Below are 13,203 nucleotides of genomic sequence, written 5' to 3' on the forward strand. Positions count from 1 at the left end.
CCTCAATGAAAATCCCGGCTCTCCGCCATCAGCCTGCCCAGCAGCGGGCTCAGATCGACCAGTTCCTGCGCCACCAGGTGCCTGACCTCGCCCTGTCTTTGCCAGGTGCCGATCACCCCGAGCAGCCTGGCCCCCAGCACCTCCTTGCGCTGCCGCTCCACCAGGTCAGGCCAGATGATCACGTTGATCGGCCCGGTTTCGTCCTCGATGGAGGTGAAGATGGTGCCATTGGCCGTCGAGGGGCGCTGGCGCACCGTGACGATGCCGCACGCGCGCACGCGGCGGCCGTTGCCCAGCCGTGATAGCTGCTGCGCGGTGAGGAACTTGAGCGCCGTCAGGCGGCGGCGCAGCAGGGTCAGCGGGTGGCATTTCAGGGAGAGCCCCAGGCTGGCGTAGTCGGCGGCCACGTCTTCGCCGATCTTGGGCTCGGGCAGCAGCAGCTCGGCTTCGGCCGGGGGCGCCTCGTGCAGCAGGTCGCGGTGCACGGACTGCACCGCCGCGCCGCGCGCCAGCCAGCGCGCCTGGCGCCGGTGGCCGGCCAGCGACACCAGCGCGTCGGCAGCGGCCAGGACGTCGATGTCGTGCTTGTCCAGCCCCGCGCGCCGCGCCAGGTCTTCCACGCTGTCGAACGGCCGCTCGGCCCGCGCCGCCTCGATGCGCAGCGCGGCGTCCTCGCGCATGCCGCGCACGCGGCCCAGGCCCAGCCGCACGTCGCGGTAGCGCTGGCCGGGGCGCCGGGCCTCCAGCGCGCTCTCCCAGCCGCTCACGGTCACGTCCACGGGCTGCGTCACCACGCCATGCCGGCGCGCGTCCTGCACCAGCTGCGACGGCGAATAGAAGCCCATCGGGTGGCTGTTCAGCAGGCCGCACAGGAAGGCGTCCGGATGATGGCACTTGAGCCACGCGCTCACGTAGACCAGCTTCGCGAAGCTCGCCGCGTGGCTCTCCGGGAAGCCGTATTCGCCAAACCCCTCGATCTGCTTGCAGATGGCCAGCGCGAAGGATTCGGGATAGCCGCGCGAGGTCAGCGCGCGCACCAGCGCGTCCTGATGCTTCTTGAGGTCGCCGCGCCGCCGCCACGCCGCCATCGAGCGGCGCAGCTGGTCTGCCTGCCCCGGCGTGAAGCCGGCTGCGTCGATGGCCAGCTGCATCACCTGTTCCTGGAAGATCGGCACGCCCAGCGTGCGGCCCAGCACGCGGCGGATCACGTCGTTGAAGTAGGTCGGCAGCTTGCCGGTGCGGCGCAACGCCTCGCGCCGCTGGAGGTAGGGGTGCACCATGCCGCCCTGGATCGGCCCGGGCCGCACGATGGCCACCTCCACCACGAGGTCGTAGTACTGGCGCGGCTGCAGGCGCGGCAGCATCGACTGCTGCGCGCGCGACTCGATCTGGAACACGCCCACGGTATCCGCCTGGCAGATCATCTCGTAGGTCTCGTCGTCGGTCTCGGGCAGGTCTTCCATGCGGCACGGCAGCCCGGCCCGCTCGGGCTCGGGGTTCGGGATCATCGCCAGCGCGCGCCGGATGGCCGTGAGCATGCCGAGGGCGAGCACATCCACCTTGAGCAGCCCCAGCGATTCAAGGTCGTCCTTGTCCCACTGGATCACGCTGCGGTCGGCCATGGCCGCGTTCTCGATCGGCACCAGCCGCGACAGCTTGTGCCGCGCGATCACGAAGCCGCCCACGTGCTGCGACAGATGGCGCGGAAAGCCGCGCAGCTGCTCGGTCAGGCTCGCCCATTGCCGCACGGCCGGGGAGTCGGGGTCCAGGCCGTAGCGCGTGATGCGCTCCAGGAACGCCGTGCCGCCGTCCCACCACGCCTGGCCCTTGACCACCTGCTCCACCACGCTCGGGTCGATGCCGAGCGCGCGCCCCACATCCCGCAGCGCGCTGCGGGAGCGGTAGGTAATCAGCGATGCGGCCAGCGCGGCGCGATGCCGGCCGTACTTCTCGTAGATGTACTGGATCACTTCCTCGCGCCGCTGGTGCTCGAAATCGACGTCGATGTCGGGCGGCTCGTCGCGCTCGCGCGAGAGGAAGCGGCCGAACAGCAGGTTGGCCTGCTCCGGGCTCACCTCGGTGATATGCAGGCAGTAGCAGACCAGCGAGTTGGCGGCCGAGCCCCGGCCCTGGCACAGGATGCCGCGCTGGCGCGCGAAGCGCACGATGTCATGCACGGTCAGGAAGAACGGCTCGTAGTGCTTTTCCTCGATCAGTTCGAGTTCGCCCTCAAGCTGCGCCTCCCACTCGGGCTCCATGCCGTGCGGAAAGCGCTCCAGCCTGCCCCGCTCCACCTCCTTGCGCAGGTAGCTGATCGGCGTCTCGCCCTCGGGCACCAGTTCCTCGGGGTATTCGTAGCGCAGCGTGTCCAGCGAGAACCGGCACTGCTCGGCGATCTTCAGCGTCTGCGCCAGCGCCTCGCGCGGATAGAGCCGCGACACCACCTGCCGCATGCGCAGGTGCGCCTCGGCATTGGGCGCCAGCGCCATGCCGCAGGCGGGCAGCGGCTGGCCGAGCCGGATGGCGGTCAGCACATCGGCCAGCGGCTTGCGCGAGCGCACGTGCATGGTCACGGCGCCGGCCGCCACCAGCGGCACGCCAGTTTCCGCCGACACGGCCTGGAGCCGGGTGCGGTGCAGCGCCTCGGCATGGCCCTGCAGCAGTTCCAGTGCGATCCACACGCGCGCGCCGAAGGTCTCCCGGCACCACAGCGCCTGCGCGCGCAGCACATCGGGATCGGCGCAGTAGTCGGGCAGCAGGATGGCGAGGCAATCGGGCATGCCGCGCAGGTGCGCCTGATCCGGCTCGGGGCTGGCGAGGTCGGACGGATACAGCAGATAGCTGCCCTTCTCGGCCCGCGTGCGGCCCAGCGTGATGAACTCGCAGAGATTGCCGAAGCCCTCGCGGTTCTGCGCCAGCAGCAGCAGGCGCGGCGGCGGCATGGGCATGGCATAGGGCTCGGGGGGCTGCCCAGGGGAGGCGGTCAGCGTGAAGCGGCTGCCGAGGATCACGTTGAACGCATCGGCAGCGGCGGCGCGCGCCTCCAGCACGCGGTGGCGGTGCGCAGCGGCATCGGGGTCGTGGGGGTCATCGTCGAGGGGCGGCAGGGCGTCGGGGTCGTCCTCCTCCATGTCGTCCATCTCATCCATCCCGCCCATCCCGTCGGGGGTGAAGACATGGACCCCTTCGGCCTCGTCGAACTCGCCGTCCGCCTGCCCCGCCGCCAGCCGGCGGGCGCTGCGCGCCACGGCCTCCCACATCTCCTCGCGCAGCACCTTGATGGCGTGATGCGCGCGCGCCGTGCCCGCCACCGAGCACTCGTCGGTCAGCGCCAGCCCGCTGTAGCCGAGCTGGAACGCGCGCGCGATCAGTTCCTGCGGATGCGAGGCGCCAGTGAGGAACGTGAAGTTCGATACGCAGTGCAGCTCCGCGTAATCGGGCAGCGAGGGCAGCAGCGAGGAGAGGCCGGGAAGCGACGACAGCATAGGGAAAACGTCAAAAACTCAGGTGAACTCAGGCAAACAGCCCGTGCAGGAACCAGCGGTATTCGCCGCCCTCTTCCTGCCCGCTGCGGGTGGGATGGCCGGGGCGCTCGCGATAGACCCAGCAGCGCAGCCCGTCCGCCCGTTCGGCGATGAAATAGTCACGCGTGGCCAGCCCGCCGTCCCACCAGCCGGCTTCGATGCGCTCGGGGCGGGTGAGCATGACCAGCGGGCCTTCGTAGACCGGCCGGTGCCGCTGCACGCGCAGCGGCCGGGGCGCCTCCAGCAGCCACAGCGGCCGCTCGGGCGGCAGCGTGCCGGTGGCGGGCGGGCGGGGCGGCGGCTCGTCCACCGGGCCCCACTGGTTGGCGCATTCGGGGCGATGGTCGGCCAGCGGGCGCGGCTGCAGCACATTGTCGCGGCCCAGGCGGGCCATCAGCGTATCGAGCAGCCGGCCCAGTTCGGCCGGCGCCGCGCCGGGCTCCGGGAACAGCGAATCGCTCTGCGGCAGGCAGGTTTCCATCGCCTCCACGCGCAGCGCCAGGCCGCCCACGGGCGCGTGGAAGCGCACCTTGTCGAGCTTCTCGCGCAGCAGCTTCGACAGATGCACCGGGTCCCGGCTGGGCTGCGCCAGACCCAGCGGCACCAGCGTGCTGTCCATGTCCTCGCCCAGCCGGTAGCGCTCGTGTTCGAGCACCAGCACGCAGCGCGTGACGCCGGCCTGCTGCGCCGCCAGCCAGCCGGACAGCGCCAGCAGCAGCCGCTGCGCGCCGGCCAGCACCCCATCGGCCGCTTCGATGCGCCCCGGCAGCTCCATCCGCTGCGCGAAGGCGGGCGGCGCCTCGAACCATGCAAAGCCGGCCGGCACCTGATCGTAAGCCTGGTCAAGCCGCGCCAGCAGTGCCGTGCCGATGCGGCGCGACAACCCCGCGCGCGGCAGCCGCCGCACCTGCCCCAGCGTGCGGCAGCCCACGCCCTCGAGCCAGCCCGGATCGGCCAGCGTCTGCAGGCACTCCACGGGCAGGGCATCGAGCAGACGCGTCATGCGGGCAGGCTGGATGGCGCGGCGCGCGGGCCGCACAATGCCGCGCCGCGTACGGCGCAGCGGCTGCCGGGCAAGCCATGCCGCGCCCTGCGCCGTGGTGCCGCAGCCCAGTTGCGCGAACGTGCCGAGCTGCCTCACCCGCGCGCGGATGGCCCGGCACAGCGCCCGGTACCCGCCGAACAGGCGCAGGCTGGCGGTGACGTCGAGCATCACGGTGGCCGATTCGGCATCGGGGTCGATCGTCACGGCCGGCGTGAAGTGGAGCAGCGTCAGCGCCACGTCGGTCATCAACGCGGCTTCGGCCGGGAGATTGCGCTCCCGCTGCACGACCTCCGCCGACAGCGCCTGCACGCCGCCGCGCCGCATGCCGTACGCCACACCGAGGGCCACGGCCGGCCCGTTGGCCAGCACCACGCGCTCGTGCGCCATCACCGCCACGGGCAGCGCCTGTAGCGTGCCGGAGGCGGAGGCGGAGGCGGGGACGGGGACGGGGACGGAGGGCGCACCGGCGGCCTCAGGCCAGCTCGGTTGCAGCGCGTCCAGCGGCAGGCGCGGCAGATGCACCGCGATCCAGAACGTCGGCAGCATGATGAGGGGGCACCACGGCAGGCGCGGTGGGGGTGACTGGGGTGACGGGAGCGGTGGGAGCAGCGACGCGCGCGGGCACGTGCGCCATGCCGCCCAGCGACAGGACCAGCGGCGCGTCCCGCACGGGGCCGCGGCGCTTGTGGAAGGCAATCGACAGCATGTTGCCGGGCAACGGCGACAGCGCCAGCCGCAGCACCGCCGGCGACGATTCCTGGAGCACGCGCAGCGGCCGCAGCACCCAGACCACGGTATCGCCGGCCTGGGCCAGCACCTGGAGCCGGCGCAGCGCCTCGGGCCGCGCGGTGCCGAGCCACACCAGCACCGCGCCGAACGCCTGGCTGCGCAGCATCTGCTCGGCCGCCCAGAGCATGTCCGTGCGGCGCGAGGCCGGCGGCGTGGCGGCCGGCGGCCGCACCCAGTACAGCTGGCGCGCGGGCAGGCCGGCCAGCCCCGCCGCCAGCCCGGCGGCATTCGGCAGATAAGGCGGATTGACGAACGCCACGCGCCGCCCCGCCGCAGCCAGCGTGCGCAGCGCCGGCATCAGCAGGCGCAGTTCGCCCACGCCATCGTGGGCAAGCAGCAGCTCGGTGACCGCGCCCGCCGGCCAGCCCCCGCCGGGCAGCTCCTGCGCCAGCGCGTCATAGCCGCTCGGGCACACGGGCAGCCGGCCGGCATGGCCCAGTTGCCCGGCGCGCCAGAGGCCGGGGTAGCGATGCTCGAGTTCGGCCACCGAGGCCCGATGATCGGGCACGGGCACGGGCGCCGACTCGGGCGGAGAAGGAAGTAGGGACGCACCATCCTCCACGGCAGGCAGGATGTGCGGGGGCGCAGTCATGGTGATGAATCCGGCACACGCGGCGGGCGTGCGCCATCGGAAGATTGACGATTACTGTATGTTTATACAGTATCGGCGCCGGCGCAAGAGGGGTATGGCCGAAGTGGAACGCGCGCCGCCCCATTCGCCAAAAAGTGCTGCCAAAGGCCCCACATCTCCCACTACAGTGGGGCAACTGCCACGAAACGACGCAACGGATTGCAAACAAATGTCAATCCGGATTGTGCAGCGCGGTGCAGGTGCGGAAAAATGCGCCCCTATGAAACGGAATACGCGTCAATGTGTGCATCTGCTGATCGCCGGTTTGCAGCGCGAGGGTCCGCTGCGCCGCGACGCGCTGGCTGACGCCAGCGGCCTGTCCGCCGAGGAGACCACCCGGGCGTTGAAGGCCGCGCGGCAGATGAGCGTGATCGACCATGTGCCCTACGGCCCGGGCACCCTGCCCGCGGCAGTCTATTACCAGCTGACGGGACGCGAACTGCCGCCCGCGCGCAAGAGTACGCGCGTGCCGCCCGCGCCCGACAACCGCTTCCAGCCCCTGCTCGACGCCTGGTGGAACAGCGACGAGCTGGACCGCGTCTGAAGGCCAGCGCTACGCCCGGCGCGCCCCGCGCTCCAGCGCCGCGATGCGGGCCTCGAGATCGTCCTGCCGCCGGATCACCCGGAACAGCTGGCTGCCCGTGACGGCGTCCGTGCTCCGCGCACTCACCTCACCCTGACGCAACCCGCTTACCTGTGTGGACGGCAACGCGACCTTGCCTCTGCCCGTGTCGCTGAACGCCACGACCGTATTCTCCAGGCCGCCATCCGCGTTCACCAGCAGCCCCGCGTCCTTTAACTGGCCTACGGTCACGACCTCGTCATCGTGCCTGCCAGGCAGAACGTGGGCGATGTAGCGGCCCATCGCCACGTTGCCGACGGACACCGAATCCTCGCGGTCGCACACGGCATAGGCACCGATCGCCACGCCGCCGTCGAATTCCACCTTGGCGCCCGATCCGACGACCGTTGCCCAGCGATTCGTGACGCGCAGACTTTGCCCGATACCGACCGATGCGTCGCCAGTCACCTGCGCGCCGCCACCGAGCGCCACCCCCCAGGACCCTTCGGCACGCGCACCGTACCCCACAGCCACGCATTGCTCTCCGGCTGTGTAGGCCGCGCCCCCCACTGCGACGGACGCGCCGGAAAAATATGCAATGGCACCACCCCCGATGGCGACGTTGTCGGTAAACGTTGCACTGGCGCCGCCGCCAATCGCCACCGCACGCTCGCCAGAGGCGTTGGCGTCGCAGCCCAGCACCACCACCCCGTCGTTGGGCTCTCCTGTGCCGACATACGCCAGGGAGCCGATCACCACGCCCCGGCCTGAAGTGGGATAGGAGACGCCCTCGCCGATCGCGACACTGCCCGCGCCCCCGGCAATGGCGGACGGCCCGATCGCCACCGCCTCCTGACCGGTGGCCTGGCTATCGGGTCCGGTGCTGTTGGCACGGAAGTACTTGGCCCCTTTGTCCTTGTCTTCGAGCGTCAAGGCATCGACACGCTGCTTGAGCGCCAGGAATTGTTGGCGGGTGACGTACAGGTCTGGCTGGAAGGCCTTGCGCGCCTCCAGACTTGCCGGAATGTCTTCCTTGTCGGAGACCGCGGTTTGAGAGTTAGCCATTGATGGACTCCTGAAGTTGGCGTTGGCCACGAAAGGTCGTCACGGAGGCGCATGGCGCGTGACATGGCCATGCTTCCACGCCGCCCTTCAGGAGTACATGGATTGAGGAAATGCCTACTTTTCCCGGCGATAGCGCGCCTGCATGATCTGCATCCACTCGCCGTCATCGCCCTGCATGAATGAGGTCAGCGTGCGGTTGTCGTCGTCCTGGAAGGCGATCACGTCGCGGAATTTCGAGGTCTTGCCCGGTACCAGCTTGCCTTCCGGCGTGAAGGTGGGGCCATCGGCGCGCAGGGTCAGCGTGCGGCCATCGGCCTCGAGGTCGCCCTCGTAGATCCACATGTGGGTCATCATCGACCCGATGAAGGTGCCCACGAAGTGCTTGCGGGTGGGGTCATAGCCCAGCGTCATCACGGTGACGGCGTGCCCGCAGCCGGGCATCTCGCCTTCGGAGCGGCCCTGCACCCAGAGGTCGCCCACGGCTCTTACCTGCTCGGGAATCTTCCACTTCTGCGGCGGGGTGTCCGGCCCCATCACTGCCTCGCCTTCAGCCATCCATTTGCCCACCAGCTTCTGCAGCCAGCGGTGTTCGTTGGTCGTTTCAGTCTGCATTGCAACGGTCTCCTGTTGATCCCTGGATCTGTCGATGATGTCGCTGCGCTCGTTGTGTACAGCGTACACAATAGCTTAGGAGATGGGCCCGTGCGTGTAAAGGCCCTCCAATGAAAAAGCCGCCAGGATGACAGCATTGTCATCCTGGCGGCTCGCAAACCCTTGTATCTACTGGGGCAGCCGTATCTTCGGCACGATGAACTGGTTGCCGGGCGCGCGCATGACATCGCACTGGACATCGCCCTTGCGCGCCTCGCCGGCCTGGTTCACGAACTCGACGTTGCCGACCACGCTGTAGAAGTCCTCCGCCACGCGCCGCGTGGTGCCGCGCACCCAGCGGAAGCGCTCCGGGTTCGGCAGTTTGGCCTTGACGGCCTCCATGCAGGCCACCGGCGCCTCGGGCGCCTCGGGGCGTCCGCCGCGCTGGCCCAGTTCGATATTGACGGGCGCCTGCGCGGAAGGCCGATCAGCAGGATCGGCCGTCTCGGCAGCGAAGGCGAACGTCGGGAGCGTGGCGGCAGCCAGCGCCACCAGCAGGCGGCGCCCCTGCCGTGAAACCGGCAAAGTCATGGGATCTCTCCGAAAAACGAAAAACGGCCGACACGCGTAGCGTGCCGGCCGGCTGTCATTGTACTGCGACGGTACGGGTCAACGTCCGGGCCAACGTCCGGGCCAACGTCACACCGACATGTCGCGCGCCTCCGGCTTGCTGTCGTCGAACCAGCGGTACAGCACCGGCACCATCACCAGCGTCAGCAGCGTCGAGGTGATCAGCCCGCCAATCACCACCACCGCCAGCGGGCGCTGCACCTCGGAACCGGGCCCGCTCGAGAACAGGAACGGCACCAGGCCCAGCATGGCGATGGTCGCGGTCATCATCACCGGGCGGAAACGCTGCGTGGCGCCACGCACCACCGCGTTGCGCAGCGACATGCCCGACTCGCGCAGCGTGCGGATGTACGACACCAGCACCACCCCGTTCAGCACCGCCATGCCCCACAGCGCAATAAAGCCCACCGACGCCGGCACGGACAGGTACTCGCCCGTGACGAACAGCCCGATGATCCCGCCGATCGACGCGAACGGCAGCACCGTGATGATCAGCGTGGCAAAGCGCAGCGAGTTGAACAGCAGGAACAGCAGGAAGAAGATCGCGGCGATGGTGATCGGCACGATGATCTTCAGGTGGCCCATGGCGCGCTCCATGTTCTGGAACTGGCCGCCCCACTCGAAGTAGTAGCCCTCGGGCAGCTTGACCTTGCTTTCGGCCGCGCTCTGGAGTTCGGCCACGAAGCCGCCCAGGTCGCGGTCCTTCACGTTGATCATCACCACCACGCGGCGCTTGGCCATTTCGCGGCTGATCTGCGCGGGGCCGTCGCTGACCTCGATCTTGGCCACGGACTCCAGCGGCACCTGCACGCCGTCCGGCGCCGGCACCAGCAGCTGGCGAATGGCCTGCACGTTGTCACGGAAGTCCTCGGGCAGGCGCACCGCCGCCGCGAAGCGGCGCTCGCCCTCGAAGATGTCCGTGGCGCGCTTGCCGCCGATGGCAATCTCGATGATGTCGTGGATGTCCGACACGTTCAGCCCGTAGCGCGCAATCGCCTGCCGGTCGATCTCGATCGACAGGTATTGCTGGCCCGAGATCCGCTCGATGCGCACGTCCTGCGAGCCCTGGATGCCGCCCGCCACCCGCGCGATCTCGCCGGCCAGCTCGCGCAGCTTGTCGAGGTCGTCGCCGAAGATCTTCACCGCCACGTCGGAACGCACGCCGCTGACCATCTCGTCCACGCGGTCCGAGATCGGCTGCGCCATCACGATCTGCACGCCCGGAATGGCCTTGAGCTTCTCGCGGATGGCGTTGGCGATGTCGTCCTGGGTCCAGCCGTCCGGCCACTCGTCGCGCGGCTTCAGGCTGGCGATGGGGGTGGACTCGTTCTGGCCCTGCGGGTCGGCCGGGCTCTCGCCCCGGCCCACACCGGACACCACGGACTTCACCCCCGGCACCTCCAGCACCAGCTTGTTGGCCATCTTCTCGAGCTTGATCGACTCCTCGAGCGAGATGTTCGGCACGCGGTCGATGGCGGGCACGATGGAGCCCTCCTTCATCTCGGGGATGAACGAGGTACCCAGCAGCGGCACGATCAGGATCGTCGCAACGAACAGCCCCACCGCCGACAGCACGGTGGTCTTGCTGTTCTGCAGCGCCCAGTGCAGCAGGCGCAGGTAATTGCGCTTCATGAACGCGATGATCTTCGTGTCATGCTCGGCGCCGCCCTTGAGCAGGTAGGCGGACAGCACCGGCGACAGCGTCAGCGACAGGAACAGCGAGATCGCCAGCGCAATCGAGATGGTGAACGCCAGCGGCGCGAACATCTTGCCTTCCATGCCGGACAGCGTCATCAGCGGCAGGAACACCAGGATGATGATGCCCACCCCCACAATCACCGGCGTGGCCACCTCCTGCACCGCCTTGACGAGGATCTCGGTCCGGGTCAGCCCCGATTTCTCGGCGTGGCCCAGCCGCTCGAACGCGTTCTCCACCACCACCACGGACCCATCCACCATCAGGCCGATGGCGATGGCCAGCCCCCCCAGCGACATCAGGTTGGCCGACAGCCCCACCTTGTTCATCACGATGAAGGTCATCAGTGGCGTGAGCACCAGCGTGGCCAGCACGATCACCGACGAGCGCACGTCCCCAAGGAACAGGAACAGCACGATCACCACCAGCACCACGCCTTCCAGCAGCACCTTGGTCACGGTCCACAGCGCAGCGTCCACCAGTTCGCTTCGGTCGTAGTACGGCACGATCTGCAGCTTGCCGGGCAGCATGCCGCGGTCGTTGATCTCGGCCACGCGGGCCTTCACGCGGCTCACCACTTCCTTGGCGTTGCCGCCGCGCATCATCATCACGATGCCGCCCACGGCCTCGGTCTGGCCGTTCTTGACCAGCGCGCCCTGCCGCACCTCGTGGCCGATGGTCACCTGCGCCACGTCGCGCAGGTAGACCGGCGTGCCGTTGACCTCCTTCAGCACGATGCTGCCGATGTCGTCCACGCCCTTGGCCAGGCCCACGCCGCGAATCAGGTACTGCTCGGCATAGTGCGGCAGCACGCCACCGCCCGAGTTGGCGTTGTTGCGCGCCAGCGCCTGGTAGACCTGCTGGATGTTGACCCCGTAGTGGCGCATCCGCTCCGGGTTGACCAGTGCCTGGTACTGCCGCACGTAGCCGCCCTGCGAGTTGATTTCCGCCACGCCGGGAATCGAGCGCAGCAGCGGCCGCACCACCCAGTCCTGGGCGATACGGCGCTCGGACAGCTCCTCCTGCGTCAGTTCGCGGTTGCCATCGTCGGCGCGGTCCAGCGTGTACTGGTAGACCTCGCCCAGGCCCGTGGAAACGGGGCCGAGCACCGGCGTCACGTCCGCCGGCATGCGCCCGCCCACCTCGATCAGCCGCTCCATTACCAGCTGGCGCGCGAAGTAGACGTCGGTCTTCTCCGTGAACACCAGCGTGATCAGCGACAGGCCCGCCTTGTTCAGCGAGCGCATTTCCTCGAGGCCGGGCAGGCCGGTCATCGACATTTCGATGGGCACCGTGACAAAGCGCTCCACCTCCTCGGGCGAACGGCCGGTGGCTTCGGTAGCGATCTGCACCTGGACGTTGGTCACGTCCGGGAACGCATCGACCGAGAGCTTGCCGGCGGCGCGCAGGCCGAAGAAGAACAGCACCACGGCAATCACGCACACCACCAGCCGCTGCTTGATCGCGGCTTCAACTAGGGATGTCATCATGGCCGCTTACCCCTGTTCCAGGCGCTTGCGTTCATTGTCCAGATGGAACGCGCCCTCCACGACCACGCGGTCGCCCGGCTTGATGCCGCCCTGCACCACGCGCATGCCGTCGCTCTCGGCGCCGAGCTTGACCTTGGTGATGCGGTACTGGCCCGGGGAGGTTTCCACGTAGACCTGCTCGTCGTTGCCATCGCGCACCACGGCGGACTCCGGCACCACCAGCTGGTCCACCGGCTTGCCGGCAATCAGCATGCTGGCCAGCATGGCCGGCTTCAGGCGCCCTTCCTTGTTCTCGAGTTCCGTGCGGACCAGCACGGTGCGCGACTGCGGGTTCACGGTGCGGCCGACGTAGATCAGCTTGCCCGTGATGCGGCCGGCGCCGTTGGCCACCGACGGCACCTCGATATCCACGCTCTGGCCCTCGGCCACCTGGGCGGCCTGCTGCTCGGGCACTTCGGCCACGACCCACACGCGCGACAGGTCGGCCACGGTGTAGAGCGCGTCGGCGGGCTGCACCACCTGGCCCTGGGCCACGTTGCGCTCCACCACGGTGCCCTGGATGCTGGAGTAGACCGGCGAGTACGAGTCGATGCTGCCGTTCTTGGCCAGCGTGGCAATCGAGGCCACGGACATGCCGAGCACGCGCAGCTGATCACGATAGGCGCGCATTTCGGCGGCGGCAATCGCGTATTCGCTCTCGCGGCGTTGCAGTTCGGCACGGCCAATCACGTCGGCGGCAAACAGCTGGCGCGCGCGCTCGGCATTGCGCGCCTGCAGCGCGCTCTGCGCCTCGGCCTTCAGGAAAGCCATCTGGGCGGCGCCCAGCTCGCTGCTGTGCAGGCGGGCCAGCACCTGGCCGGCCTTGACCTCCTGGCCGAGGATGCCGTACAGGTCGGTCACCCGGCCAGTCACGCTGGCGCCGATGCGGGACACGCGCTGTTCGTCGAAATCGATGCGGCCGGACACGCGCAGCATCTCGCTGAACGGGGACGTGGCGACGGGCGCCACCTTCAGCGTTTTCTGGAGGTTCTCTTCGGGCTTGACGATGCCGGGCGGCAGCTTGGGCGCCTCGGCGGTCGGCTCGGGTTTATCGGAGCAGCCGGCCACGGCCATCAGCATGACCGCGGCGGCGGTCAGGGAAAGCAGGCCACGTGGACGATAGGGATGATGGGGGCGCATG

The 13,203-nt window shown here is 69.2% G+C and carries 9 protein-coding genes; 1 reads left to right on the plus strand and 8 read right to left on the minus strand.

Translation table 11 applies throughout. From position 1 onward, the window contains the following. Nucleotides 1-2 precede the first annotated feature (2 nt). Genes SB751_RS18015 through imuA form a run of 3 tightly spaced genes read right to left on the minus strand, consistent with a single transcriptional unit; the run spans nucleotide 3 to nucleotide 5,950 of the window. Nucleotides 3-3,485: an error-prone DNA polymerase gene (locus SB751_RS18015; RefSeq protein WP_144196487.1), complete on the minus strand. Its 3,483-nt coding sequence runs from the start codon at nucleotides 3,483-3,485 to the stop codon at nucleotides 3-5. Between the two features lie 28 nt (nucleotides 3,486-3,513). Further along, nucleotides 3,514-5,115 carry a Y-family DNA polymerase gene (locus tag SB751_RS18020; RefSeq protein ID WP_410748267.1) on the minus strand — a complete coding sequence of 534 codons (1,602 nt, stop codon included), beginning with the start codon at nucleotides 5,113-5,115 and terminating at the stop codon, nucleotides 3,514-3,516. Beyond that, nucleotides 5,042-5,950, minus strand: a complete 909-nt coding sequence (gene imuA, locus SB751_RS18025; RefSeq protein ID WP_144196485.1) for a translesion DNA synthesis-associated protein ImuA — start codon at nucleotides 5,948-5,950, stop codon at nucleotides 5,042-5,044. Before imuA ends, SB751_RS18020 begins: the two co-directional genes overlap by 74 nt. Nucleotides 5,951-6,209: 259 nt before the next feature. On the opposite strand from imuA, the gene SB751_RS18030 reads away from it, so the two are divergent. Then, entirely contained in the window at nucleotides 6,210-6,533 is a 324-nt protein-coding gene (locus SB751_RS18030; RefSeq protein WP_144196484.1) for a hypothetical protein, read from the plus strand. Nucleotides 6,534-6,542: 9 nt separating this feature from the next. Here SB751_RS18030 and SB751_RS18035 read toward each other — a convergent pair whose 3' ends face one another. The 5 genes from SB751_RS18035 to SB751_RS18055 all read right to left on the minus strand — a co-directional run bounded on the left by SB751_RS18035 (nucleotide 6,543) and on the right by SB751_RS18055 (nucleotide 13,202). Then, nucleotides 6,543-7,616, minus strand: a complete 1,074-nt coding sequence (locus SB751_RS18035; RefSeq protein WP_144196483.1) for a hypothetical protein — start codon at nucleotides 7,614-7,616, stop codon at nucleotides 6,543-6,545. A gap of 114 nt (nucleotides 7,617-7,730) precedes the next feature. Next, nucleotides 7,731-8,228 (minus strand): DUF1579 domain-containing protein, encoded by a 498-nt coding sequence (locus SB751_RS18040; RefSeq protein ID WP_410748268.1) that lies wholly within the window; start codon nucleotides 8,226-8,228, stop codon nucleotides 7,731-7,733. Nucleotides 8,229-8,396: 168 nt separating this feature from the next. Further along, complete coding sequence (locus SB751_RS18045; RefSeq protein ID WP_144196481.1) at nucleotides 8,397-8,798, minus strand: DUF2880 domain-containing protein; 402 nt, start codon at nucleotides 8,796-8,798, stop codon at nucleotides 8,397-8,399. 108 nt (nucleotides 8,799-8,906) lie between these two features. Further along, nucleotides 8,907-12,023 carry an efflux RND transporter permease subunit gene (locus SB751_RS18050; protein WP_144196480.1) on the minus strand — a complete coding sequence of 1,039 codons (3,117 nt, stop codon included), beginning with the start codon at nucleotides 12,021-12,023 and terminating at the stop codon, nucleotides 8,907-8,909. A 6-nt stretch (nucleotides 12,024-12,029) separates the two neighbouring features. Then, nucleotides 12,030-13,202, minus strand: coding sequence for an efflux RND transporter periplasmic adaptor subunit (locus tag SB751_RS18055; RefSeq protein WP_144196479.1), 1,173 nt, complete (start codon nucleotides 13,200-13,202; stop codon nucleotides 12,030-12,032). Nucleotide 13,203: the final 1 nt, after the last annotated feature.

Source organism: Cupriavidus sp. SIMBA_020 (assembly GCF_046535395.1).
Classification (GTDB): Bacteria; Pseudomonadota; Gammaproteobacteria; order Burkholderiales; family Burkholderiaceae; genus Cupriavidus; species Cupriavidus campinensis.

Bases quoted from the DNA above. Each gene is read 5' to 3' on its own strand.
- SB751_RS18015 (WP_144196487.1), bottom strand. From the start codon at position 3,485: ATGCTGTCGTCGCTTCCCGGCCTCTCCTCGCTGCTGCCCTCGCTGCCC.
- SB751_RS18020 (WP_410748267.1), bottom strand. From the start codon at position 5,115: ATGCTGCCGACGTTCTGGATCGCGGTGCATCTGCCGCGCCTGCCGCTG.
- imuA (WP_144196485.1), bottom strand. From the start codon at position 5,950: ATGACTGCGCCCCCGCACATCCTGCCTGCCGTGGAGGATGGTGCGTCC.
- SB751_RS18030 (WP_144196484.1), top strand. From the start codon at position 6,210: ATGAAACGGAATACGCGTCAATGTGTGCATCTGCTGATCGCCGGTTTG.
- SB751_RS18035 (WP_144196483.1), bottom strand. From the start codon at position 7,616: ATGGCTAACTCTCAAACCGCGGTCTCCGACAAGGAAGACATTCCGGCA.
- SB751_RS18040 (WP_410748268.1), bottom strand. From the start codon at position 8,228: ATGCAGACTGAAACGACCAACGAACACCGCTGGCTGCAGAAGCTGGTG.
- SB751_RS18045 (WP_144196481.1), bottom strand. From the start codon at position 8,798: ATGACTTTGCCGGTTTCACGGCAGGGGCGCCGCCTGCTGGTGGCGCTG.
- SB751_RS18050 (WP_144196480.1), bottom strand. From the start codon at position 12,023: ATGATGACATCCCTAGTTGAAGCCGCGATCAAGCAGCGGCTGGTGGTG.
- SB751_RS18055 (WP_144196479.1), bottom strand. From the start codon at position 13,202: ATGCGCCCCCATCATCCCTATCGTCCACGTGGCCTGCTTTCCCTGACC.